This window comes from Parasedimentitalea nitratireducens (assembly GCF_057444295.1).
Window position 1 is genome coordinate 1 of the sequence record NZ_JBYAXC010000018.1, and the last position, 22,840, is coordinate 22,840.

Here is a 22,840-nt window from a genome sequence, read left to right on the forward strand (position 1 = left end):
AACCGAGTCGGAAACTCCAAAACCGAGCCGCCCAATCACACCCCCCGAAGCTCACGACGGAGAATCTTGCCGACATTGGATTTCGGCAGTTCATCGAGATAGGTGATTTTGCGTGGCACCTTGTAGGCTGCCAGGTTTTGACGACAGTGCTCGATGATCATCTCATCGCCCAACTCAGCTCTAGGCGCTTTGACCACAAACAGGCTGACAGCCTCACCCGTCTTGTCATCCGCAATGCCGATGCAGGCGCATTCGGCCACTCCATCACAGGCGGCGACAATGGCCTCGATTTCGTTGGGAAAGACGTTGAAGCCGGATACGATGATCATGTCCTTTTTGCGATCCACGATGCGCAGGAAACCAGCCTCGTCGAACACACCGATATCACCGGTCCGAAAGTAGCCATCTTTGATAAAGGTTTCAGCGTTCGCGTCGGGCCTGTTCCAATACCCCGCCATCACCTGGGGACCCTTGGCACAGATCTCGCCACGTTCTCCGACCGGGGCGACAGTGTCATCGTCCGCCAACAGGATAATATCGGTCGAGGGCACAGGTAGCCCGCAGGAACCGCTGAACTCCGCGCCGCCAATTGGCACACCGGTCAACAACGGCGAGGCCTCTGACATACCGTAACCTTCGGTGATGTGCCTGCCTGTCAGCTCCTTCCAACTGTTCGACGTTGTTTCAAGAACGGCAGAGCCTCCGCCTAACGAGAACACAAGTTTAGAGAAGTCGATTTCCTTGGCCCGCGGGTGCATCGCCAATCCAGCAAACAGAGTATTGACCGCTGGGAACATGGTGATGCCCGCGTCTTTGATGGTGTCAATGACGGCATCCATGTCACGTGGGTTTGGGATCAGCAGGATCCGCCCCCCTAGCGATACATAAGACATGGACACCGACAAACCAAAGATATGATAGAGTGGCAGCGCGCAGACCATAACTTCAACATTGGGCCGAAAGGCTTCATGCCAATGGGCTTTGAACTGCTCGATATTGGCCACCACATTACGATGGCTCAACACTGCCCCCTTGGAAGGACCGGTTGTACCGCCTGTATATTGGAAAAAGATGTTGTCATCTCCCGTTAGCCCGACGGTGTGATAGTCCAGATCGGCCCCCTGTACGAGCACATCAGCAAAGGCTGTGACATTCGCCAGCCGACCATCCACCGCTGGAGAGGGAACAGACAGATCGCTGCCATCCCCCAGATCAAGGGTCACAACGGTGTCGATCACTGTATTGTCGATGATGTCGGCCAAAACCGGAGTGGCCCCTGTGAAGATCAGGATCGTTTCAACCCCGGCATCGTTCAGCTGATGCTCAAGCTCGCGCGCGGTATAAAGCGGGTTGACGTTAACCTGCACCGCCCCGGCCCGAAGAATACCCAGCATGGCGATGGGAAAGGCAAAGGTATTCGGCATCATCAAGGCGATGCGATCACCGCGTTTGACACCCATCTTGTTTTGCAAATAGGCGGCTACCGCGCGCGATTTCGCTTCAACCTCGGCATAGGTCATTTCTACACCTAAGCACTCATAGGCCACATTGCCGGCATAGGTTTCTGCGGCTTCCTCAAACAGCGCCACAATGGAGGGATATCTGTCTGCGTCTACCTCTGCCGGAACCGCTGCACCGTATGTCTTCAACCAGCTTTTCATATCAAGAACCCCTAAGTCTAATTCGTTTCGCGCATTCCAAGAGCACAGCCACCGCCCTGCCCCGTTTCATGTAGGCTACAGAATGGATGCCAACTTGCGGAACATCTCGATATTGCTGCTGCCAACTCCCGGTTCACGGAATTTGCGATCCGCGCCTGTGCTCATGATCACAACACCTCGGGACTGATCGAAATAGATGTATTGCCCATACACGCCGTGGGCAAAAAATTCCCCTTCCTGCGCGTCCTTTGGGATCCACCACTGGTATCCGTAGCCTTTCTTGCCAGTTTCAGTTGGAGCCGAGGCCTGAGTGGATTCAGCGATCCAAGCAGCAGGAACAATCTGCTGGCCGCCATAATTTCCGCCCTGCATGATCATCTGCCCAAAGCGCGCAAAGTCACGGGTGGTAAAGTTCAGCCCACCCAAGACAAAGGCAACATCTGTGCCATCGGTGATATAGTAGCCGTCCCGTTCCAGCCCCAGCGGTGTCAGGATTTTTTCAACCAGCAGCGAAGGCACATCGCGCCCGGTTGCGCCCCGGATCACCATGCCAATCACATGGGTATCAATTGAGACATATTGCCAGGTGTCGCCGGGCGTGGCGAAGCTGTCCTTTATATCAGCCGAGAACTGATCCAACGTGCCGCCCAGCGCAATGACCCGCCCCATCCGATTAATGTCAGAGTCAAAGTCCAAGTAGTCTTCGTCAAAGGTGACACCACTGGCCATGTTCAGCACATTGCGAATGCTGGCGCCATCATAGGCGCTGCCCTTTAACAACGGGGCGTATTTGGTGACTGGATCATCCAAAGATGCAATCTTACCCTCATCCATCAGTACCCCAAATAGGGCGGACAGGTAGCTTTTGGCGACTGACCATGAAATGCGTCGGTCATTGGGTGTTGTGCCCAAGTGGTAGCTTTCATGGCGGATCTCGCCATCTTTCAGGACCAACAATGAAGTAACCGCACGCTCTTGGAGCCACTGGTCCATATCTGCGGGCATGGTCATTTCCTCACCACGCGGAAGCGGACTGATCTCCCCTTCGCCTCGCGACAAAGGCGTCGTCAGAAACGCACCCTCCATGTTGGAGAAGTTGGCAACAATCTTCTCTTCGGAGAACAGCGAGTTCACCGCCATCAGGCGGAATAGTTCCTCACGTTTCCAGACACCTAGGGCTGCACCGACGACAGCCAAAACCAACAATACTCGAAATGTGACCTTAAAAGCCTTGCGCATAAATATTCCTTTCAGTTGCAACACCCAAGCTCAAGACTGGGCTTTGTGGCAACTGAAACGCTACGGAATATGCGTTATTTGAACTTTCCCAGCAGCTTCTCGAGCGGCGAACGTGTGTCAGGCTGCTCTTCTTTAGCCTCGGGTTTTGCGCCTTCGCCCTTGGGTTTACTTTTTGAACTGCGCGGTGGCGCGGTACGCAGGGCAACAGCGTTCATGAATTTGCCACCATCGCCAGCAGCCAAATGGACAGCCCCATCCGAAATGCCGCGCATCAGGTCATCCAGCCAGCCCTCGTCCGCCTTGGGAAAATCGCGCAGAACATAACCTGATACCGCGTCTTTGTGGCCGGGATGACCAATCCCCAAGCGCACGCGGCCGTAGTCGGCGCCAATATGAGAATGGATGGACCGCAAACCGTTGTGACCGGCATGACCCCCACCCTGTTTGACGCGACATTTGCCCGGAACCAGATCCAGCTCGTCATGCAATACGGTCACATCATCTGGCGTCAGCTTGTAAAACCGCATTGCCTCGCCCACCGATTGGCCGGATAGGTTCATAAATGTCTGCGGCTTTAGCAACAGCACCTTGGTGCTGCCAAATTTGCCTTCGCTGATCTCGGCCTGAAACTTGGACTTCCAAGGCGAAAACCCGTGATCCGAGGCGATCTGATCCAGCGCCATAAAGCCGATGTTATGACGATTGCGGGCGTATTTACCGCCGGGATTTCCAAGACCAACAAAAAGTTTCATGAGCCGCCTAAGGTGTCGATTGCGCTTGCTGCATGACTACATGGCCTTTCGGCGAATGGAAACGGGGGCTGTAAGACCGCTGTGAAATTGATTTCAGCTCCCTGACAGCTAGATGCACACTCAAAGGATACCAAAGGCCGCGCCAGCTGAGTTGACACGTTTCGGAGATTTCCAATGGATTATTATGACTTGGGCACTCACTCGCGCAAAATCACCACCACGTCGGATCAAGCTCAAACATGGTTTGATCGCGGGCTGATCTGGACCTACGCCTATAATCACGAAGAGGCCATCAAGTGCTTTGAGCAGGCGCTCGAAAAGGATGAGAATTGCGCCATGGCCCATTGGGGCATCGCCAATGCAATTGGCCCAAACTACAACAAGCCTTGGGAAGCCTTTGAGGACGACGAAAAGCCCAGCGCACTGTCCATTGCCCAATCTGCGATCCGCAGCTGCACCGCTCTGATAGATCAGGTCAGTGATGTGGAACGAGCGCTGATCGAGGCGATCCAAAGCCGGTACCCGCAACAGGCCGACACCGAAAGCTTTGCCCCGTGGCATGACGCCTATGCAAATGCCATGCGCCAGGTTCATCGCGCCCACCCTAAGGATCTGGATATCTGCACCCTGTTTGCCGAGGCCCTTATGAACCGGACCCCCTGGCAGCTATGGGATCTTCCCAGCGGCTCTCCGATGCATGGGGCCGACACATTGGAAGCAGTGGAGGTGCTGGAAACAGCATTCGCCGAGCAAAAAGAGGCCTGGGACCACCCCGGCCTACTACATATGTATATCCACCTGATGGAAATGTCGCCGCACCCCGAACGTGCACTTCGTCATGGGGACAGATTGTATGGGTTGGTTCCCGATGCCGGGCATCTGGTGCATATGCCCACCCATATCGATGTGTTGTGTGGCGATTACCAGAATGTGGTCGACCGCAACCAAACCGCGATTGAGGCCGATCAGATATTCCTAGACCTTGCCGGGGCCGACAATTTCTATACGGTCTACCGCTGCCATAACCTGCATTTCAAAATCTACGGCGCAATGTTCTTGGGGCAGCCTGAACCTGCGCTTGAAGCTGCTGATGCGCTAATTGACGGTTTGCCCAGCGCATTGCTGGAGCAGATGGCAGACTGGTTCGAAGCCTTTGTGCCCATGAAACAGCACGTGCTGATCCGGTTCGGACGTTGGCACGATATCCTCGCCCAAGACCTCCCTCAAAACAGTGAGCTGTATTGCGTAACAACCGCCATGATGCGTTATGCGCGCACAGTTGCCTTAGCAAATACCAAGCAGCTCCCGGCCGCGGAAGCAGAAGCTGCATTGTTCCAAGAGGCCAAGGCCCGCGTGCCCGAAACCCGAATGCTGTTCAACAACACTTGCCAGGACATCCTGAAAGTCGCCGAACAGATGATGCTGGGAGAATTGGAATACCACAAAGGCAACGCGGAAACGGCTTACGACCATCTGCGCAGGTCCTTTCAGATCGATGACGCCATGCCGTTTGATGAACCCTGGGCCTGGATGCAGCCGACACGCCATGCCCCTGGGGCGTTGCTTTTGGATGGCGGGCACTATCACGAAGCAGAAGCCGTGTATCGTGCTGATCTTGGGTTGGACGAAACACTGAGCCGGGCCTGCCAGCACCCTGCCAATGTCTGGAGTCTGCATGGGCTACATGAATGCCTGTCCCGACGTGGTGAGGAAGCAGAAGCGCTCATAATCAAGCAACAGCTGAAGAAAGCGGTGGCGCGGGCTGGCGTGCCAATCCGCGCCTCATGTTATTGTCGCAACGCTGTAAACCGGACGTAAGAGGCCATCAGTTACTTGGCGTGTACCAGATTGGCGAACTATAGGCGCGTTCCGTTGTTGTCATCGGAACCTCGCTATCCATTTGCACATTGAACCGCACAGCTTCGTAAGCAGTCCAGCGCGGTGTTGGGATTTCGATTACGCGCACATAGTAAAATGCCCGCACTGACGGATCAAAGTCCGGGTCTTGCCATTGAGTGATCAACTCTGGCGCACCGATACTATTGGTCCAACTGGCGGTGGCGACATCGACAGTATTTCCAACCGAGGCAAGCTTACCATCGGCGCCAACTGTACGATCATCTGACCAGGCCACATCATAGACCTTCTCTCCACGGGTGCCGTCAGCATTCAGCCAGCCCTTGACCACCTGAATCCGATCCAAGTTACCACTATACGGATCCTTGAGCGCCGCGATCAGAAAACTGGGGGCCTCATCCCCTGCACGGGTCGGTAGGTCCGCCCCCATCGGCACGCCTTTGGCATAGCCGATATCAGCCGGCAGGCGTGACATTGCATCTTCAGGCGCAAAGTCCCAGCCACCAAAGAACCGAAGCATAATACGAGACCCAGTAGTGCCATAGACTTCGCGACGCTCTAACGCGTCAAAAATGGCCGCGCGGGTGTTCTCGGTGGCCCAAACTGCTGCGTAACCGCCCGAAGCCTGCTGCCAGCCATAAATCGTGAATTCAGGATCCGGTGCTTCGATGACAACATGCTCCCAGCGATGTGGCTCAGGCTCGACGCCCGAGTGCTTTCCAAAGAAGTTCTCTTCTTCGACCGCGGCCATACCGGTGTGCGCATCTGTGGATCCGATCTGACCAGCCTTGTACGGGTTCACCCCCAGTTGCTCTTCCAACAGCAGGCCCGTTTTATAAGCCTCGCGAGAGTATTCGTATTGTAGCATCTCGGGCGTTTTCGCTTCGGTCCCGTTCAGGTTGGACGCGTCCCAAGTATCGAAATCAGCAAACTCGTCATCCGGGGACAAGAAGGGATGCGCTTCGCTGTCGCCCTTGATCTGAGTTGTTTCGATGACCGGTTCAAATCTGGCACGCAAAGCAGCAAGTTCAGTCGTCAACGGTGTACCGTCATAATTAGAGACCGAGAAGAGACGGCCGTTACTCAGGTTTCCGTTATGAGGAATGGAGAGGACATCCCCACCTGTACGATCTTCGTATTCAGCAAGATGAGCCCACAGATCTTCGGGGTTTTTACTGTCAAACTGCGAATAGGGTACCACAGTATTGGCCATTGCAGCATCGTCGCGGAACAGAACATTGCGGTGGATGTTGTCACCGCCCTCTGCTGTCCACTCATAGCCAATCATTGCGGTAAAGGTGCCCGGATCATTGTAGCGATCAGCAAGTGCGGTATAGTTCTGCCAAGCAGACTTGATCGCATCCGGGTTGTTTATTGGTGGGGTGTCGGTTGATAGTGAGGCGACAATTTCCATTGCCGTATCGAAAATCCGGTCCCGGTCATTCGAGCTTAGCTCATCATACCAGGCCTTGCCCTGCTGCGTGGATAAGACTTGCGGATCACCAGCTAGCAACTGTGGCATCAAACCATACATTTCAGCGTGGTCCGAAATAACCAGCCAATCCAGTGGACGGCCAAGCTTGGCCTGTAACCCATGTGTAGTGGTCACTTCCTCACCACGCGCGAACCGAAATGCATCCTCTTGGCTAAGCCGCGTCATGGTACCCGCGTCTACGGAAACTTCGGTGTGAAGATGGGTATCGCCCCACAGAACCTGGGTAGGGAAATTGCGCCCCGCGTATGGGGAGTAGTGGTCACTCACAAAGCGCGCACCGACATCTTCCTTGCTGGGGAGTGTATCCTGCACCTGGGCTAAGGCTGGCAGGGCAGTCGTTTGCAACAACGCAGCAGCGGCAAATACTCGGTAGACGTTTAACTTGGGTAACATAATGCGCTCTCCCGGCATGAAAATTCGGTCGTGAAGTGCAGTCAAAGGGAATGCCTTCACTATATGAGCGGTTTTCTATTTGAGAAGAGTTTTGAAGACTTCTCTAGAATCTTAGCCAGAAATCGCTGGCCTCAAAAAAAAGGGACCCCTGAGGGATCCCTTTGCAGAACTTAGCCATGTGGCGCAGTTCTTATTCTTCAGCAGCTGCGGCTTCTTCGCCTTCGGCTTCGCCGTCGTCTTCGTTATCCGAAGAACGCAGACCGGATGGTGCCGAAATGTTGGCAATAACAAAATCGCGGTCGATAGTTGGGCGAGCACCCTCGGGAAGATTGATCGACGAAATAGTGACGGTGTCGCCAAGATTCAGCCCAGTCAGATCAACAACCAATTTCTCAGGGATATCACCAGCAGTCACAACCAGCTCGACCTCAGGACGCACAGCGTTCAGAACGCCGCCTTGCTTAAGACCTGGAGCTTCGTCTTCGTTGGTGAACTCGACCGGAATAAACAGGGCGATTTCCGAAGTGCGACGCAGGCGCATCAGGTCAAGGTGAATTGGCAGATCTTTGACAACATCACGCTGAACGTCACGGCAGATCACGCGAACGTCGTCGTGGCCTTCAACTTTCAGGTTGAACAGTGTCGACTTGAACCGGCCAGCCTTCAGCTTTTTGAAAAGCTTATTGAAAGGCACGTTGATCGCAAGTGGGTCAGTGTCGCCACCATAAACAACACCTGGGACCAAGCCATCGCGGCGTGCCTGACGAGCGGCGCCCTTGCCTGTCCCCGTCCGTTCCAGAGCTACGAGATCAGGAATCTCTCCAGCCATGATAATTCTCCAAATTGTAAGGGCGGGAATCCTCCAAGGCTGTATCCCCGCGTGAAGCCGCGCATATAGAACAGTTCCCGACACTTGGAAAGAGGGAATATCAGCCTGGCTTAAATCGCAGTCTTCAAATGGCCACCCGCATCTCGAACCCGCTCGTACAAGTCGAATTCTTTGGCACGTGCGGCCCGCAAACGCCTGCGCACCCGTTCCGACAATTGCGCGTCAAGAGACGGAGAAACATTGCGTTTTCTAAACGCAATTTCCTGCTCAAACCGGTCAGACAAAAAGTCGTGGAATGACTTTTGGTTTTCGTAAGCAAACAGATGATGGACTAGCAGCTCACCACGCGCGGAAGTCAGAATGCGATGCTGGCTCCCAATTCCCGCTGCGGGCGACGGATTATCGCTAATCACATCCAGAACAAAGCGATCAAAGCTGATCTGGCTGGTGTCACAGCCGGGATTGGCTCGCCCCTTGCGGGTGCGATACCTATACCAACTGCGTATTTGCTCTTCCGGGTCGCGAATAACGGCCACCCGGTCTGGCTCCTGACCAAATGTATCACGTATGAACGGCGCCACACGGTTATGGAACCGCTGAGCAGTCAGGTGCTTACGCCTGTTTCCAAAAACCATGTCGGCCTTGGCCTTTAGGGCGGTTTCAACGGCTGTGGTCCCCGTCTTGGGGACCGCCAGATAGGCAAGAGATTGAGCAAAGAAGACAAGCATGCCCCCTTCTAAGGGGGGTTTGGTTGGTATTTCGTGAACTCAATCTCTCTATTATACGCAAGGCAACACTCTGCCTATTGCCACTGTCCTTCAAACCCTTTTGGAACCAGAAGATTGTCACGGCTCAGATTCTGAACCGAGGTCACACCACACAGCCCCATCGAGGTATCCAATTCTTTGTGAATGACCTCCAGTGATTTTGTGACCCCAGCTTCGCCCATAGCACCCAGACCATAGATATAGGCCCGCCCGATATAAGTTCCCTTGGCCCCCAACGACAGCGCTTTGAGAACGTCTTGCCCCGAGCGGATACCACTATCGAGATGGACTTCGATCTTGTCGCCCACCGCATCCATGATGGCAGGCAGGGATTTGATTGCGCTTATCGCTCCATCCAGCTGGCGACCTCCGTGATTCGATACGATGATGGCATCCGCCCCAACGTTCAGTGCCTGCATGGCATCCTCTGCATCCAGAATGCCCTTGATGATCAATGGGCCGTCCCACATCTTGCGAAATTCCCGAATGCGGTCCCAATCTAGCGCCTGATCAAAGGCCTCAGCTGTCCATGTGCTGAGCGACGAAGGATCTTTGACCCCTTTGGCGTGACCAACGATATTACCAAAGAACCGGCGCTTGGTGCCAAGCATGCCCAGCCCCCACTGGACTTTGGTCATCATGTTGCTGACCGATTTTACGGTCAGCTTTGGCGGGGCTGACAGCCCATTCTTCAAATCCTTGTGCCGCTGCCCCAGCAGCTGCAGATCAACCGTGATCACTGCGGCCGAACATTTGGCATCTTTGGCCCGGTCAAACAGGCGCTGCATGAAATCATCATCTTTCAGTGTATAAACCTGCAACCAGAATGGCTTATTTGTATGTTCTGCCACATCCTCGATCGAGCAAATCGACATGGTGGACAGTGTATAGGGCACACCAAAATTTTCCGCTGCGCGCGCGGCTTTGATTTCGCCATCCGCGTGCTGCATGCCCGTTAAGCCAACCGGGGCGAGCGCAACCGGCATCGATACATCCTGCCCAATCATCTGGCTGGCGGTGCTGCGACCAGTCATATCAATTGCCACCCGCTGACGCAGGCGAATCTGGTCAAAATCAGTGGTATTCTCGCGAAAGGTCTGCTCGGTCCAGCTACCGCTTTCGGCATAGTCATAAAACATCCGCGGTACGCGCCGCTGGTAAATGCGCTTGAGGTCGTCGATGTTGGTGATGGTCGGCATCTGCAGTCGCTTCCCTAATTTTGGTAAAGAAAAATTACCAATCCACCGGGGTTACTGCAATAGATAATTTGCCACACCTCTTGAAAGTGCGATATCGTACTATATTTAGTGCGATATCGTATTAAAATAGGTGATCCATGACAGTTTCCAGACGTAAAGTTCTTTCGGTTATCGGCGGCGGCGTAATTTTGGCTGCAGCAGGAACCGGAGTTCACGTAACCCGCAAGCCTACCAAGGCGCTCGCCCCCTGGGCCGCTGCCGGGCAATATGACGAGATCCGCAAGCGCGCGCTGTCCTACGCCATCCTTGCGCCAAATCCGCACAACCGTCAGCCCTGGATGGTTGATCTTGGCACGCCGCATCAGGTTAAGCTCTATGTGGACACCAGTCGGCTGCTCCCCCACACCGACCCGTTTAGCCGCCAGATCACCATTGGTCAGGGCTGTTTTCTTGAAGTCATGCGGATGGCCGCCGCGCAGGATGGCTATGACGTGCAGTTCGACCTGTTCCCCGAAGGGGCCGACACCAAAAAGCTAGACAGCCGCCCCATTGCTATCGCCCACTTCAAGAAATCAGTCAGCGTTAAGCCCGACCCTCTGTTTGCGCACATCATGCAGCGGCGCACCCAAAAAGAACCCTTTGAAATGGATCGACCGGTCACTGACAGCGATCTGCGCAGCCTGATCAGCGCTTCACAATCTGGCACACGGCGGTGGGCGGACAACTCGGACCAATCAGTTGAGCATTATCGCCAACTGTCCGAAGAGGCGATGATGGTCGAAATCGACACGCCCCACACCTATCGTGAGAGCGTTGACCTGTTCCGTATTGGCCGCGTCGAGGTCAACCAGAACCCGGATGGCATCGATTTCTCTGGCCCGTTGTTCGAAACACTGAACATGTTTGGCCTGTTCAGCCGCAAGGCAGCGTTGGACAAGAACAGCGTCACTTACACTGGCGGAATCGACGCTGTTCTATCAAACACCCGCACCGCGATGGCGCATATTTGGATCACCACCAAGGGCAACACACGTGAAGATCAGATCGCTGTGGGTCGCGATTGGGTGCGGCTGAACCTACAAACAACCGCTCTGGGAATGGGCCTGCAACCACTGAGCCAAGCACTGCAGGAATATCCGGAAATGGCCGATCACTATGATCAGATCCACAAAGAACTGGCCGAAGGCGGCGAAACCGTGCAAATGTTTGGTCGCCTTGGATATTGTGCGCCAGTCCCGGAAAGCCCGCGCTGGCCTTTGGAAGCGAAGATCATAAATGCCTGACAGCCCGCCCTCTCCTTATTTTGTGTTGTTCAACGAAATAGGGATTCTGCATCAGCTGAGCCGCGCCCTGCTTGAGGCACGGTTACCTGACGGGCTGCTCAGTTCGCATTTCGGCGTGCTCAACCATCTGGTGCGCGTTGGCGAGGGCACCACCCCCCTCGCCCTAGCCCGCGCGTTTCAGGTGCCCAAAACCACGATGACCCACACCCTGGGTGGATGTGTCAAACACGGGCTGATCGAAATGCGCCCCAATCCCGAGGACGCACGGAGTAAATGTGTGTGGCTGACCGACAAGGGGCGTTCGGTCAGGGAAGAGATGGTCACCGCCGCCGCGACCGAACTAGAGGGATTCGCCAAAGAGTTTTCAGCCGAACGGGTTACGGCCCTGCTGCCGGAACTGACGGCAATGCGCCAGTTCCTGGATAAAGCGCGAGACGAGAGTTAGTCGGCTCTGGCAGGTTCGGACGCCTGCTTGTGATCAACCTCTTTAGCCTGACCATCCTCGTAAGCGATACACAGAGCTGTGGCAGTCAGAAGCATGCCAAACATGCCTGACAAAGACCCAAGGAAATCAAAGGCAAAAAAAGCCGGTCCTGTATCAGGCACTGCAAAGAAACCGTCGATGGCGACTAGTGCACAAACGGACACAACAATGAACAAACCGTTCCCAAGCAGCAGATTCACAAAGGTGCGCCAGAACGAACTCCGTCCGACGGCAAAAGCACGGGCAAAGCTGGCATCTTCCAACGCAGCCGCTGCAGGTAGCATCGTCCCGACAAGCGACAATACGATGTGGACAATCAGTGCCGTGGGTATAAGCCCCAGTATCATCAGGCCCAGAAATTCGTCTGTATCAGGGACAATCTGAAACATCGCAAAAGTCCAGATAGCCCAGACGAGAGCTGCAAAAGCCCAGAAACCAACTAACCTAAGCATAAACGGCTTCATCGGACCGTCTAGTGGGCCGCCCTTCAGTGAATCCTTGAGCCCCATCGAGGCACCGCTCAGCACCAACCGATGACAGAAGAGTATTGTTATTGCATAGAGAACCAGCTTGCCCCCAATCCCGCCAGAGCCGGTGATAAAAGCGTCAACAACAACAGGGACAGCGGCAAGAAGCGCAAAGAGCACGAAGTTTTTGGAAAATACACTCGCAGCGCGGCGATACATTTGGAGCAAAGTAAAATTCCTTGAAAAAATCAGCTCATAAAGGGTCTTGGACGCCAGGCAGCAGGGTTCACTGCCTGACGGAGTGTCTGATCACGCGCGATGCGCGCCGTCAGACAGCGACTTCACAAATGCCAACACTTCGGCCACCGGTTTGCCAGCGCCGATCTGGCTGACGATGGCACTGCCAACAACGGCGCCGTCCGAGATAGACGCGATTTTCTCGGCTCGCTCGGGGGTATTGATACCAAAGCCCACGATGATCGGCAGATCGGTGGCGGCCTTGATGCGGGCGACCTCAGGGCCAACGTCACCGGCTTCAGCCTCGGCCGCGCCAGTGATGCCCGTGATCGAAACATAATAAACAAAGCCCGATGTGTTTTGCAGCACCCGCGGCAGGCGCGCATCATCGGTGGTTGGGGTTGCCAAGCGGATAAAGTTCAAACCCGCCTTTTGTGCCGGGATGCACAACTCGTCATCTTCTTCGGGAGGCAGGTCCACCACGATCAACCCATCGATTCCTGCAGACTTGGCATCGTCAAGGAACTTGTCGACACCGCGCGAATAGATCGGGTTATAATAACCCATCAGAACAATCGGGGTGGTGTCGTCCGTCTTGCGGAACTCGGTCGCCAGATCCAATGTCCGCTGTAGAGTCATGCCGCCATCAAGGGCACGTTGGCCAGCCAACTGAATTGTCGGACCATCTGCCATTGGATCGGTAAACGGCAATCCCAACTCGATGATGTCAACACCGGCGCCGGGCAGACCTTTGACGATCTCCAACGACGTTTCAAAATCCGGATCACCCGCCATCACGTAGGATACAAATGCTTTTTTTCCTGCCGCCGAAAGTTCGGCAAATTTGGCGTCAATACGGGTCATGATCAGGCCTTTTTCAATGTACCTGTCGGATGTGCCCAAATCTGACAGGGAAATCAATCCCGCCTGCTTGATTGATGGCGCATTCAATCGCACTGGGCAGCTATTTCCTACTTGTTCAATGGAATATGCCAGCGCAGCAGCAGTGAGTTGACCCCAGGATTATAGGAAGCTGTTGAAGCGTTAGATTTATGCGTAATCGCTACAGAAACAGCTTTTCCATTCTCGAATCTGCGCCCCAGTGCCAACAGGCTGCGAATCTCGAAAGTTGAACCCAGACCATTTTGAACCTCATTTTCGAAATAGGCTCCCGGCATAACACTTCCCTCTAGGAACCACCGGTTCTGGAACTGGTAGCTACCGACAACACCTGCGCCAAGATGAATGTCGCCGGAAAAATGAACCGACGCCACAGCCCCGAGTTTAAGCGAAACACGATCATCTTTATAAAAAGGTGAGTGATGATACTCGGCTGATACCATCCCGCCATCTTCGGACAGACCGCTGGAAAAATCAGCGAACCCAATTCCTATTGTAACCCCCTGTGCCGCAAGAGGAGCGCTTAATAGTGTGAAAAGGGCACTTCCTGCCAGTACGATACTTAGCTTTCTCATGAGAAGTCCGGCTCTAAGTTTACGTTAGAAGCGATCTAGGGAGACAAAAGTATTACACTAGAATAGCTCGCATTGCCGTGATCGCGCAACAAAGCGCAGCAATAAACAGGGCAAACCTTCAGCGGCTGAGCTTGCGTCATGCGCAAATGCTGCCTAGAAGCACCGCTGACATGTCATCAGGAGGCCGTTATGGGCTTTAAAATGGGGATCGTGGGACTACCGAATGTCGGCAAGTCCACATTGTTCAACGCACTGACCAAAACCGCCTCGGCGCAGGCGGCCAACTTTCCGTTCTGCACCATTGAGCCCAACGTGGGCGAGGTTGGTGTTCCGGATGAACGTCTGGACAAACTGGCAGCCATTGCCACCTCGAAACAAATCATTCCGACCCGGATGACATTTGTTGATATTGCCGGCCTGGTCAAAGGTGCATCGCAGGGCGAAGGTCTGGGCAACCAGTTCCTGGCCAATATCCGCGAGACCGACTCGATTGCGCATGTGCTGCGCTGTTTCGAAGATGGTGATGTAACCCATGTCGAAGACCGTGTTGATCCGGTTGCCGATGCCGAAACTATCGAGACCGAGCTGATGCTCTCCGATTTGGAAAGCATCGAAAAACGCCGCGCCAATTTGGTGCGCAAGCTAAAGGGCAACGACAAAGAAGCCCAGCAACAAGACCGATTGCTAGCAGATGCCCAAGCGATGCTGGAAGATGGCAAACCCGCCCGTCTGGTCGAAGTTGACGAAGAAGACATCAAAGCCTGGAAGCTGCTGCAGCTGCTGACCAGCAAGCCGGTTCTGTACGTCTGCAACGTTGGCGAAGACGAATCCGTTGATGGCAACGAGCATTCTGCCAAAGTTGCCGAAATGGCCGCCGCGCAGGGCAACAGCCACGTGATCATCTCGGCCCAGATCGAAGAAGAGATATCACAACTGGACGCGGAAGAAGCCGAAATGTTCCTGAGCGAAATGGGCCTGGCCGAAGCAGGTCTGGACCGGCTGATCCGCGCCGGATACGAACTGCTCCACTTGGAAACCTATTTCACGGTTGGCCCCAAAGAAGCCCGCGCCTGGACCATCCGCAGTGGCACTGGCGCCCCGCAGGCAGCCGGCGTCATTCACGGCGACTTTGAAAAAGGCTTCATCCGGGCCGAAACCATCGCCTATGAAGACTTCATCGCCTGCAACGGCGAACAGGGTGCCAAGGAAGCCGGCAAAATGCGGGCTGAGGGCAAAAGTTACATCGTCAAAGACGGCGATGTCATGCACTTCCTGTTCAATAACTGATTTCAATAAGAATGCGTTAGAAAGCCCGGTCAGGACACAATCTGGCCGGGCTTTTTCTATTTTTATCGAAGACAGCTTCTTGGAAAACCCGGGATTGCGATTGCGCTAACGGAAGTGCTATTCCCGATCAATTCATCAGTCGGACGAACAAAAATGAAAAAAATCATCATCGACACAGATCCAGGCATCGACGATGCCATGGCAATTTTCTACGCCGCCGCAGCTCCGGATATCGAGCTGCTGGGTCTGACCACAATTTTTGGCAATGTGACCACTAAAACCGCGACACGGAACGCCCTGCGCCTGCTCGAAGCTGCTGGCTTGGAACTCCCCGTTGCCCAGGGTGCAGAGGCTCCTCTGGTCCTACCGCCCTTTACCCCTTCGGCTCACGTGCACGGTGACGAAGGTTTCGGCGACATACGTGCCACTACGCCCAAAGGGCAAAAGATCGACGAAGATGCCGCTGACTTCCTGTGCCGTATGGCGCGAGAACACAAAGGCGAACTGGTCGTCTGCCCCATTGGCCCGCTGACTAACGTCGCCCACGCCATTCAGCGCGACCCTGAGTTCGCAAAGAACGTCGGGCGCATTGTCATCATGGGCGGCTCGCTGAACGAAGGTGGCAATATCACCCCACATGCCGAGGCTAACATCTACCATGATCCCCACGCTGCAGATGTTGTGTTTGCGTCCGGCGCCAAGGTTGAAATGGTAGGCTTGGATGTCACCCATCGCATTCTGTGCACCAAAGCAGATTTTGCCGACATCGCTGCCAAGGCCCCGGAACTGGGCGGCATGCTGCAGGAAATGTCGGTATTCTACTTGAAATTCTACGAATCGGTAGAGAAGTTCGACGGCTGTTCCCTGCACGACCCGGCCGCAGTCATTGCCTGCACGCACCCGGAACTATTTGAAGCACAGCCAACTCCACTACGGGTCTTTTGTGAGGGTGAAACATCCGGCGCAACCTTGGCCGCCCCTGAAAGCGGCCGCCCGGATGTCGATGTCTACTTGGCCGTCCAATCAGAGAAAGTGAAATCCCTGTTCCTCAGCCGCCTGGCCCTGCTGCCCTGAATATCCAGAGGGCGCCCCAGTCTTAGAGCGCCCTCTGGCCCTATGCAGATTGTGCTACAGCCCAACCGATTTCACTCCGACGCATCTGACAAAGAAAAATCACAAAAACCGGTTTTTTGCCCTTGTTCTCAACTCCACTGCGCTGCTAGACGGGTCAACGGAGACGTGGCCGAGTGGTCGAAGGCGCTCCCCTGCTAAGGGAGTAGGCCCGGAAGGGTCTCGAGGGTTCGAATCCCTTCGTCTCCGCCATCAACCTTCAGTAACATGCTGTTTATTGTGGGAAAATTTGGCGCAACGCACCTTCACCCAACATTTGCACCAACATTTGAAAAGCGATGCCTCAATAATTCAGCGTGCACTTAACATATTGACGACTTGCCGAACCCGTCCACAACCCTGAAATTGTAGAGCTAGGCAAAGTTCGATTCTCTTAGCTGCACCGACGCACAGTGCCACATTCTCATCAAATCGCACGGACAAGCAGAGCTGTACTAGGCATTCTTCCGCAAAGTCCTCACCAGCGTGCTTGCGATAGTGCCCAATTAATTTCACCCGTGGGCTGTGAGCTAAAACAGTACCAGCAACGCTACCTGAGAGTCGTATCGCCTCATCGATATCCATACCTCCAAGGCGCACCCTTTGCCGTTTTGCCCGCGCGATCTTGCCGTGAAAAATTTCATGATGCAGTAGCTCTTCGACCTCAATATCGGTACGATCTTCAAGCTCTTTTGCGATCCAGATTTTCCCCTTCAAGTAGGCCGCACCGTTGCCTTTGAGCGTATCTCTATCTGCCAAAAACACGGGTGTGAAACCCGCCAGGTGACGACGCGTTTCGCGCATTACTTCCCTGCGCCATGTGCTGTTTGTCCACATCAAATGTCTCCACGAAGATTGATCAATGGAGGTATTATGATACCATCATTTGAATTAGTTAAGACCAGCAAGCAATGTTTTGTGTGTACAACGGTTCAACAAAACAGGCTGCGCCGGTCGCCCCTGGCTCCGATAGTCGCCTGCGGCTTCGAGCTGATTGTCTGGAGAATACAATGCGGGAAAATATTTTGGCCATACGCCTGTATGGCTGTCCCATTGAAAAGTTATTGGCAGCCCTTTGTCATTCTGGCCATCGTCCCCTTTGGCTTCATCGGCGCCGTGGTTGGGCATATGATCATGGGAGTCACACTGTCGCTTTTCTCGCTCTTTGGCATGTTGGCACTGACAGGCGTTGTTGTGAACGACAGTCTTGTGATGATCACCCACTACAACCAATCCCGTGACGTCGGCCAAACCGTTGCCCAAGCTCTGCACAGTGCTGGCACAGGCCGATTCAAGGCGATTTTCCTACCCACAGCTACGACTGTGATCGGTTTGATACCGCTGATGTCGGAAACCTCGGAACAGGCACAGTATCTTATCCCTGCAGCAGTTTCTTTGGCTTTTGGCGAACTGTTTGGAACCGCGCTGATGCTGGTTCTTGTCCCCGTACTCATCGCAATCACCGAAGATGTGCTTGCACTTTTCACCCACTCCACCTCCAAGCTAAACCAAGGATTTAATCATGATTAAAAAACTCATTCTTACCAGCGTCCTCAGCCTTTCACTCTCGTCACCCGCCTTTCCCAAGGACAGAATGTCACAATCGAAGGGCTGCGCAGTTCCAAGGGCAACGTTCTGATTTTTGTATTCGACAACAAACGCGCCTTTGAAAATCTCAACGTGTGGAAGGCGGTAGATTTTGGCGAAATTACTGCAAAACAAGGCAGCATCCGTCATGAATTCAAGAACATGACCAAAGGGCCCTATGCGATTTTCCTGTTCCAGGAAGAAACCGGCGATGAAGATTTGAACGCAGCCGATACCCAACTGCTGGAAGGTTTAGGAGCAACCCGAGCGACAAAGCCCGAAGACGATCCAGACTTTGCAGCCGCCTCTGTTTGGCCTGGAAATATTCGAATTCCCATTCATTACGATCAGTAAGTTTGACCGTTTTCTAAGTGACGATCCAGTTTTGGGCCGTCACCCAAGGCTTTAAATGACTAATTTAGCGAATTTTCAGTGATGACACACCAAGGTGACTACAATCCACTCCCAACAATCCCCCCTGGTGTGTTTTGGCATTGCCGTCGTAATGTCCCCAATGCCTTTTCAAATTCCAACATCCAGTTAAAGTACTGGAAGTTGAACAGAAAACGTAGACTCTCGCATTTTGAACTCTACCTAGCCTGCAACAGTCTGCCGACCTTAATGGCGGCGATGTCCGGCGCACGAACAATACAAGGCAATTAACAAGCACGTTTAAACAGTAAAATTGGGAGCAAGACATGAAGCACTTTCGAATTTTAGCCGGAGCTGTCGTTGGGGCGACACTTGCAACAGCGGCAATGGCACAAGACCCCGTGCAAGTTTTGATCAGAAACGTCAATATTTTTGACGGCACCAACGAAGCCCTGATGGAAAACGCCAGTGTGTTGATCGAAAACAACCTCATCAAAACGGTTTCAACCGAGGCAATTGATGCCCCTAACGCAGAGATAATCGACGGCGGTGGCCGCACTTTGACGCCAGGCTTTATCGACAACCACACCCATCTTGCTTTACCTGGACCAACAGTTCCGGGACATGAGACCAACCTGACCTGGGAAGACATGGCTGTTAACGCGGTTCTCATGTCAGAAATGTATCTGATGCAGGGCTTCACCACGATCCGCGACGCAGGCGGCATGAATGCTGGCATAAAACGCGCCGTTGATGCAGGGCTTCTTGATGGCCCGCGGATGTACCCGTCGAACGCATTTATCGGCCCTCGTGGCGGGCATTCTGATTTTCAGCCGTTCACTGGGCAGCCCGGCGACGAAGGACAAATCGGGTATTTGAACATTGGAAGAGAAGCCGACGGTAAGGCGGAAGTTTTGCAAGCTGCGCGCAACAATTTCCGCATGGGTGCAACTCAATTGAAGGTCATGCAATCCGGCGGCGTGACTTCTGCGTTCGACCCATGGCAGATGGACAGCTACACAGACGAAGAGTTTTCTGCGGCGGTTTGGGTGGCAAACGCCTATGGATCCTATGTGATGGCACATTCATACCGCACACCTTTGATGATCAAAGCGTTGGAGCTGGGTGCGATGTCGTTGGAACACGGGTTCGGTTACACCTGTGAAGTTGGGGCCCTGATGGAAGAAAAAGGTGCTTACATCACCACAAACCTAACTGCATTTGATCCCGGCCTTCTGGATATTCCAGCTGTGCGTGACGTTCCATCCAGCTTCCGCAAAGCAATTGCTGCGCAAAAAGAGTTTGAAGGATATCTCGACAATATGCGCGAATGCCCAGCCAAGCGCGGTTTCCACACTGACTGTGTCGGTAACGCCGTTGCCTGCAACATTCAGGTTGCATACGAAAAGCACCTGAACGCCGAATTCTTTGGCAACCACACAACATTAGTTGCTTTAACCTCGGTTGGTGGAGAAATCGCCGCGCTAACAGGTGAATTCATGAACCCTTACCCTGAAGGAAAACTGGGGGTGATTGAAGCAGGTGCCTACGCTGACCTTCTGCTTATAGACGGCAATCCCCTCGAAGACATAACTGTGATCGGTACAGGCGATGAATGGTTCACTGCGGCCCCGCGTCCGGACAGCCCAGAAACCATCCGCCTGATCATGAAAGACGGCGTTATCTATAAAAATACACTCGATTGATAATTTGGGCGGCTCTTTTGGGCCGCCCCATTCACCTCATTCGAAAGACCCAAAGATGAACCGTAGTTTCCAAGTGATGGCCACGCTCTGCTTGCTGGCCCTACCAGTTTCGAGTGTTGCGCAGGGCCTAGGAGGCCCTTCTTCGGTTCAGGCCGATCTGGATCCCGGTGACGGTCTAGCCGATCCCCAGTTCCGTTCAGAATTCCCCAATAATGTCGCGCCCGGTTGGTCTGCATGGAAAGACCAACTCGGCGAACAGCGATTCAAATTTAACATTGATTACTTGTCGCTTGGTCAGTCCTCGACCTCGGACATGGGCGAGGGTCATGCCAGCGGGGGCATCGCCCGTTTATACGGTAGTTGGCAAGCAACCGAGCTAGGATCGCTGACTTTCAAAATCGAAGACCGCCACACCTATGGCGCAGTCGCTCCGCAGTTTCTGGGTCTCGACGGGGGGGCGCTGTCGATCACCGGAACCGCCTTTAATGGCAATGGCACAATGCTGACAAATCTGTTCTGGACCCAGCGCGCGGCTGACGGTTCTTGGACGCTGCAAATTGGCCAGCTCGACGTCACGGATTTCACTGATATCTACGGGCTGGTCAGCCCCTATACCTCGTTCCAAAACCTGGCCTTTAACACCAACCCAACCATCAATGCCCCAAACCAGGGGCTTGGGATTGCTGGTGGCGCCAAACTGGGCAGCAATTTCTACGTCATCGGTGCCGTGGCAGACGCCAATGCCGATCCGACAGAACCTGACCTTGACGTCTTTTCAGATGGTGATCTCTACAAAAGTCTCGAGATTGGTTACACAAGCGGCTTTGACCGGATCTATTTCGACAACATCCACCTGACCCTGTGGCACGGAGATGCCGCGACCGATGGCAGTCGGGCTGAGGACTACGGCGCTTCCTTTTCTGCAGCTTGGTTCATTGATAACAAGTGGATGCCCTTCCTGCGCGCTGGGGCATCCAAAGGCACGGCAGCGCTTTACGAGCGGTCTGTGTCTGCCGGTATTGGGTACTACGGTCACAACACTGATCTGGGTGGGCTGGGCTTGAACTGGGCTGAGGCAAAAGGTGTTCCCGGTAGCCAAACAACCGCAGAATTATTCTACCGTTTTTCTATTTCTCCCGGCCTGCAAATCACCCCTTCGTTGCAGTACATTCACAACCCACTGAATAACCCAGCGCAAAACAGCATAACGATAGCCGGACTTCGGGCGCGGATTGTGTTCTAGAGTGTAACTACAAGCCTGCTATTGGTGTCGAGCACGCCTCACGTTCAACGGCATTGCGGTCGCAAACCCGATCCCCTTGATACGCGGCGCTCGCCCCTTGTGTTCGAAATTGATGCACGTTACTTCCAGTTGTCCTGCTTGATCTATCTGCCGCTGCGGAATAGTATTTTCTGACTAAAGGTCCCCTTTTTCCCTTCAAATTGCGAGTTTAAATGGCCAAGAAAACTGAAAAGAAGCCCTCAGTTGATCTGACGCAAAAGGCCTATAATGGAATTCGCCAGATGTTGTTTCACAATGAGCTGGTGGCCGGCCAGAAAATCCCGTTCCAAGAACTTGCTGATGACATGAAGATGAGCCCAACCCCGGTGGTTCAGGCACTCAAATTTCTGGAATTTCAGGGCATTGTCCGGCGCGAACCCAACAAGGGCTATTTCATCGAGCAACTAAAGCTTGAAGAGGTGGATGAGCTGTTCCGTTTTCGCGCTTTGCTGGAACTCTCCTTGTTGCGCGAAACAATTGCCAACCTGGATGAAGCAGGTGAGCAGACCTTGAAGACTGCACATGCCGAGTATCTTGAGGCTTTGGACAATGTCTATATGACCCAAAAGCTGATCACGGATATGGAGTTCCATCTGACCATCGCACGGCTGTCTAATCAGGCCCTAAGGGTGCGGGCCCTGCGCAATACTTTTGATCTGTTGCATCTGAAATATCAGGCCAGCCTGCGCTATGTCACCCGCAATACGTCAAACGAAAATGATCACGGGCGCATTCTCGACGCTATCCTGTCGCGTGACACTGAAAAGGCTGAACAGCTGCTTGCTGAACACATCGAAAACAGCCGTATCAATGCCTGTGACAACCTGGTTCAGATGGAACAAGAAAAGGCCGGGCTGAATTTCTAGCCCAACCTCGCTGATGTAAATTCGACTTCGCCTAGGTCAGTGGGACTCGGCGTAGAAATCCTCAATCGTTTTGACATAAGCCGGGTCTAGCGCCAGCTCACGCGCACCTTCGAGCATGCCTTTGACATAGTTCTTGGCTGGTTTAAACGGCCCCTGCGGATCGATCACCCGATACAGATCAGCCTCGTGCCACTTGCCATCATCGCCCAGCGCTACAAATGTTTGACGCTCGTAATCGCCGATGTAAACGCCTTCTTTGACATCCAGATCCAACAGTTCCTGCTCCGGAACCTCAAACAAGGCCCCATGCACCATCTTACCTGGTGCAGGCATGATATTACTGATCCCGGCGTTCTGGATCTTGGAATAGAAATTGAACTGAATTTCGAAGTTCGGGATATAAGCCTTCTGCTGAAACTCTGCGCTTGGCAAAATCTCTTTGAGAAAGCTCATCTGTAGGTTGGACCCAAATCCAAAGTGCAACATTTTAAA

At 53.7% G+C, this 22,840-nt stretch carries 22 protein-coding genes and 1 tRNA gene; 11 read left to right on the forward strand and 12 right to left on the reverse strand.

The features are described 5' to 3' along the window. Positions 1–35: 35 nt before the first annotated feature. The 3 genes from AC2T28_RS23330 to pth all read right to left on the reverse strand — a co-directional run bounded on the left by AC2T28_RS23330 (position 36) and on the right by pth (position 3,652). Complete coding sequence (locus tag AC2T28_RS23330) at positions 36–1,661, reverse strand: AMP-binding protein (protein ID WP_486751014.1); 1,626 nt, start codon at positions 1,659–1,661, stop codon at positions 36–38. A gap of 75 nt (positions 1,662–1,736) precedes the next feature. Beyond that, positions 1,737–2,900, reverse strand: coding sequence for a serine hydrolase domain-containing protein (locus AC2T28_RS23335; protein ID WP_486751015.1), 1,164 nt, complete (start codon positions 2,898–2,900; stop codon positions 1,737–1,739). A gap of 74 nt (positions 2,901–2,974) precedes the next feature. Continuing rightward, positions 2,975–3,652 (reverse strand): aminoacyl-tRNA hydrolase, encoded by a 678-nt coding sequence (pth, locus tag AC2T28_RS23340; protein WP_486751016.1) that lies wholly within the window; start codon positions 3,650–3,652, stop codon positions 2,975–2,977. 174 nt (positions 3,653–3,826) lie between these two features. Between pth and AC2T28_RS23345 the strand changes: the two genes are divergently transcribed. Then, positions 3,827–5,470: a tetratricopeptide repeat protein gene (locus AC2T28_RS23345; RefSeq protein WP_486751017.1), complete on the forward strand. Its 1,644-nt coding sequence runs from the start codon at positions 3,827–3,829 to the stop codon at positions 5,468–5,470. A 7-nt stretch (positions 5,471–5,477) separates the two neighbouring features. Here AC2T28_RS23345 and AC2T28_RS23350 read toward each other — a convergent pair whose 3' ends face one another. The 4 genes from AC2T28_RS23350 to AC2T28_RS23365 form a co-directional block, all read right to left on the reverse strand. Further along, complete coding sequence (locus tag AC2T28_RS23350) at positions 5,478–7,397, reverse strand: DUF3604 domain-containing protein (RefSeq protein ID WP_486751018.1); 1,920 nt, start codon at positions 7,395–7,397, stop codon at positions 5,478–5,480. 190 nt (positions 7,398–7,587) lie between these two features. Then, positions 7,588–8,226, reverse strand: coding sequence for a 50S ribosomal protein L25/general stress protein Ctc (locus AC2T28_RS23355; RefSeq protein WP_486751019.1), 639 nt, complete (start codon positions 8,224–8,226; stop codon positions 7,588–7,590). A 110-nt stretch (positions 8,227–8,336) separates the two neighbouring features. Beyond that, the gene (locus tag AC2T28_RS23360) at positions 8,337–8,954 is read right to left on the reverse strand and encodes a hypothetical protein (RefSeq protein WP_486751020.1); all 618 of its coding nucleotides are present in this window, start codon (positions 8,952–8,954) and stop codon (positions 8,337–8,339) included. Between the two features lie 74 nt (positions 8,955–9,028). Beyond that, entirely contained in the window at positions 9,029–10,192 is a 1,164-nt protein-coding gene (locus AC2T28_RS23365) for an alpha-hydroxy acid oxidase (protein ID WP_486751021.1), read from the reverse strand. A gap of 137 nt (positions 10,193–10,329) precedes the next feature. Between AC2T28_RS23365 and AC2T28_RS23370 the strand changes: the two genes are divergently transcribed. Continuing rightward, on the forward strand, positions 10,330–11,475 hold the full coding sequence (locus AC2T28_RS23370) for an Acg family FMN-binding oxidoreductase (RefSeq protein ID WP_486751022.1): 1,146 nt from the start codon (positions 10,330–10,332) through the stop codon (positions 11,473–11,475). Beyond that, a complete protein-coding gene (locus AC2T28_RS23375) occupies positions 11,468–11,920 on the forward strand; it encodes a MarR family winged helix-turn-helix transcriptional regulator (protein WP_486751023.1) in 453 nt (150 codons plus the stop codon). Before AC2T28_RS23370 ends, AC2T28_RS23375 begins: the two co-directional genes overlap by 8 nt. Here AC2T28_RS23375 and AC2T28_RS23380 read toward each other — a convergent pair. From AC2T28_RS23380 to AC2T28_RS23390, 3 genes are all read right to left on the reverse strand, one after another. Then, positions 11,917–12,606 (reverse strand): hypothetical protein, encoded by a 690-nt coding sequence (locus AC2T28_RS23380; protein WP_486751024.1) that lies wholly within the window; start codon positions 12,604–12,606, stop codon positions 11,917–11,919. The genes AC2T28_RS23375 and AC2T28_RS23380 overlap by 4 nt on opposite strands. 129 nt (positions 12,607–12,735) lie before the next feature. Then, complete coding sequence (gene trpA, locus AC2T28_RS23385) at positions 12,736–13,527, reverse strand: tryptophan synthase subunit alpha (protein ID WP_486751050.1); 792 nt, start codon at positions 13,525–13,527, stop codon at positions 12,736–12,738. Positions 13,528–13,634: 107 nt separating this feature from the next. Further along, complete coding sequence (locus tag AC2T28_RS23390; protein ID WP_486751025.1) at positions 13,635–14,138, reverse strand: acyloxyacyl hydrolase; 504 nt, start codon at positions 14,136–14,138, stop codon at positions 13,635–13,637. A 189-nt stretch (positions 14,139–14,327) separates the two neighbouring features. On the opposite strand from AC2T28_RS23390, the gene ychF reads away from it, so the two are divergent. The 3 genes from ychF (at position 14,328) to AC2T28_RS23405 (ending at position 16,748) form a co-directional block, all read left to right on the forward strand. Further along, positions 14,328–15,425, forward strand: a complete 1,098-nt coding sequence (ychF, locus tag AC2T28_RS23395; protein ID WP_486751026.1) for a redox-regulated ATPase YchF — start codon at positions 14,328–14,330, stop codon at positions 15,423–15,425. Between the two features lie 153 nt (positions 15,426–15,578). Further along, a complete protein-coding gene (locus AC2T28_RS23400; protein ID WP_486751027.1) occupies positions 15,579–16,499 on the forward strand; it encodes a nucleoside hydrolase in 921 nt (306 codons plus the stop codon). A gap of 159 nt (positions 16,500–16,658) precedes the next feature. After that, positions 16,659–16,748: transfer RNA gene (locus AC2T28_RS23405), tRNA-Ser, on the forward strand. Positions 16,749–16,847: 99 nt separating this feature from the next. On the opposite strand, the gene AC2T28_RS23410 is transcribed toward AC2T28_RS23405, so the two are convergent. Further along, positions 16,848–17,372 (reverse strand): hypothetical protein, encoded by a 525-nt coding sequence (locus AC2T28_RS23410; protein WP_486751028.1) that lies wholly within the window; start codon positions 17,370–17,372, stop codon positions 16,848–16,850. 204 nt (positions 17,373–17,576) lie between these two features. Here AC2T28_RS23410 and AC2T28_RS23415 point away from each other — a divergent pair, with 204 nt between their 5' ends. The 5 genes from AC2T28_RS23415 to AC2T28_RS23435 all read left to right on the forward strand — a co-directional run bounded on the left by AC2T28_RS23415 (position 17,577) and on the right by AC2T28_RS23435 (position 22,348). Next, the gene (locus tag AC2T28_RS23415) at positions 17,577–18,065 is read left to right on the forward strand and encodes an efflux RND transporter permease subunit (protein WP_486751029.1); all 489 of its coding nucleotides are present in this window, start codon (positions 17,577–17,579) and stop codon (positions 18,063–18,065) included. Between the two features lie 72 nt (positions 18,066–18,137). After that, complete coding sequence (locus AC2T28_RS23420) at positions 18,138–18,476, forward strand: DUF2141 domain-containing protein (protein ID WP_486751051.1); 339 nt, start codon at positions 18,138–18,140, stop codon at positions 18,474–18,476. A gap of 344 nt (positions 18,477–18,820) precedes the next feature. Further along, the gene (locus tag AC2T28_RS23425) at positions 18,821–20,200 is read left to right on the forward strand and encodes an amidohydrolase family protein (protein WP_486751030.1); all 1,380 of its coding nucleotides are present in this window, start codon (positions 18,821–18,823) and stop codon (positions 20,198–20,200) included. A 55-nt stretch (positions 20,201–20,255) separates the two neighbouring features. Further along, on the forward strand, positions 20,256–21,443 hold the full coding sequence (locus AC2T28_RS23430; protein WP_486751031.1) for a carbohydrate porin: 1,188 nt from the start codon (positions 20,256–20,258) through the stop codon (positions 21,441–21,443). A 212-nt stretch (positions 21,444–21,655) separates the two neighbouring features. Next, positions 21,656–22,348 (forward strand): GntR family transcriptional regulator, encoded by a 693-nt coding sequence (locus tag AC2T28_RS23435; RefSeq protein ID WP_486751032.1) that lies wholly within the window; start codon positions 21,656–21,658, stop codon positions 22,346–22,348. A 36-nt stretch (positions 22,349–22,384) separates the two neighbouring features. Here AC2T28_RS23435 and AC2T28_RS23440 read toward each other — a convergent pair whose 3' ends face one another. Next, a complete protein-coding gene (locus AC2T28_RS23440; RefSeq protein ID WP_486751033.1) occupies positions 22,385–22,834 on the reverse strand; it encodes a gamma-glutamylcyclotransferase family protein in 450 nt (149 codons plus the stop codon). Positions 22,835–22,840 lie beyond the last annotated feature (6 nt).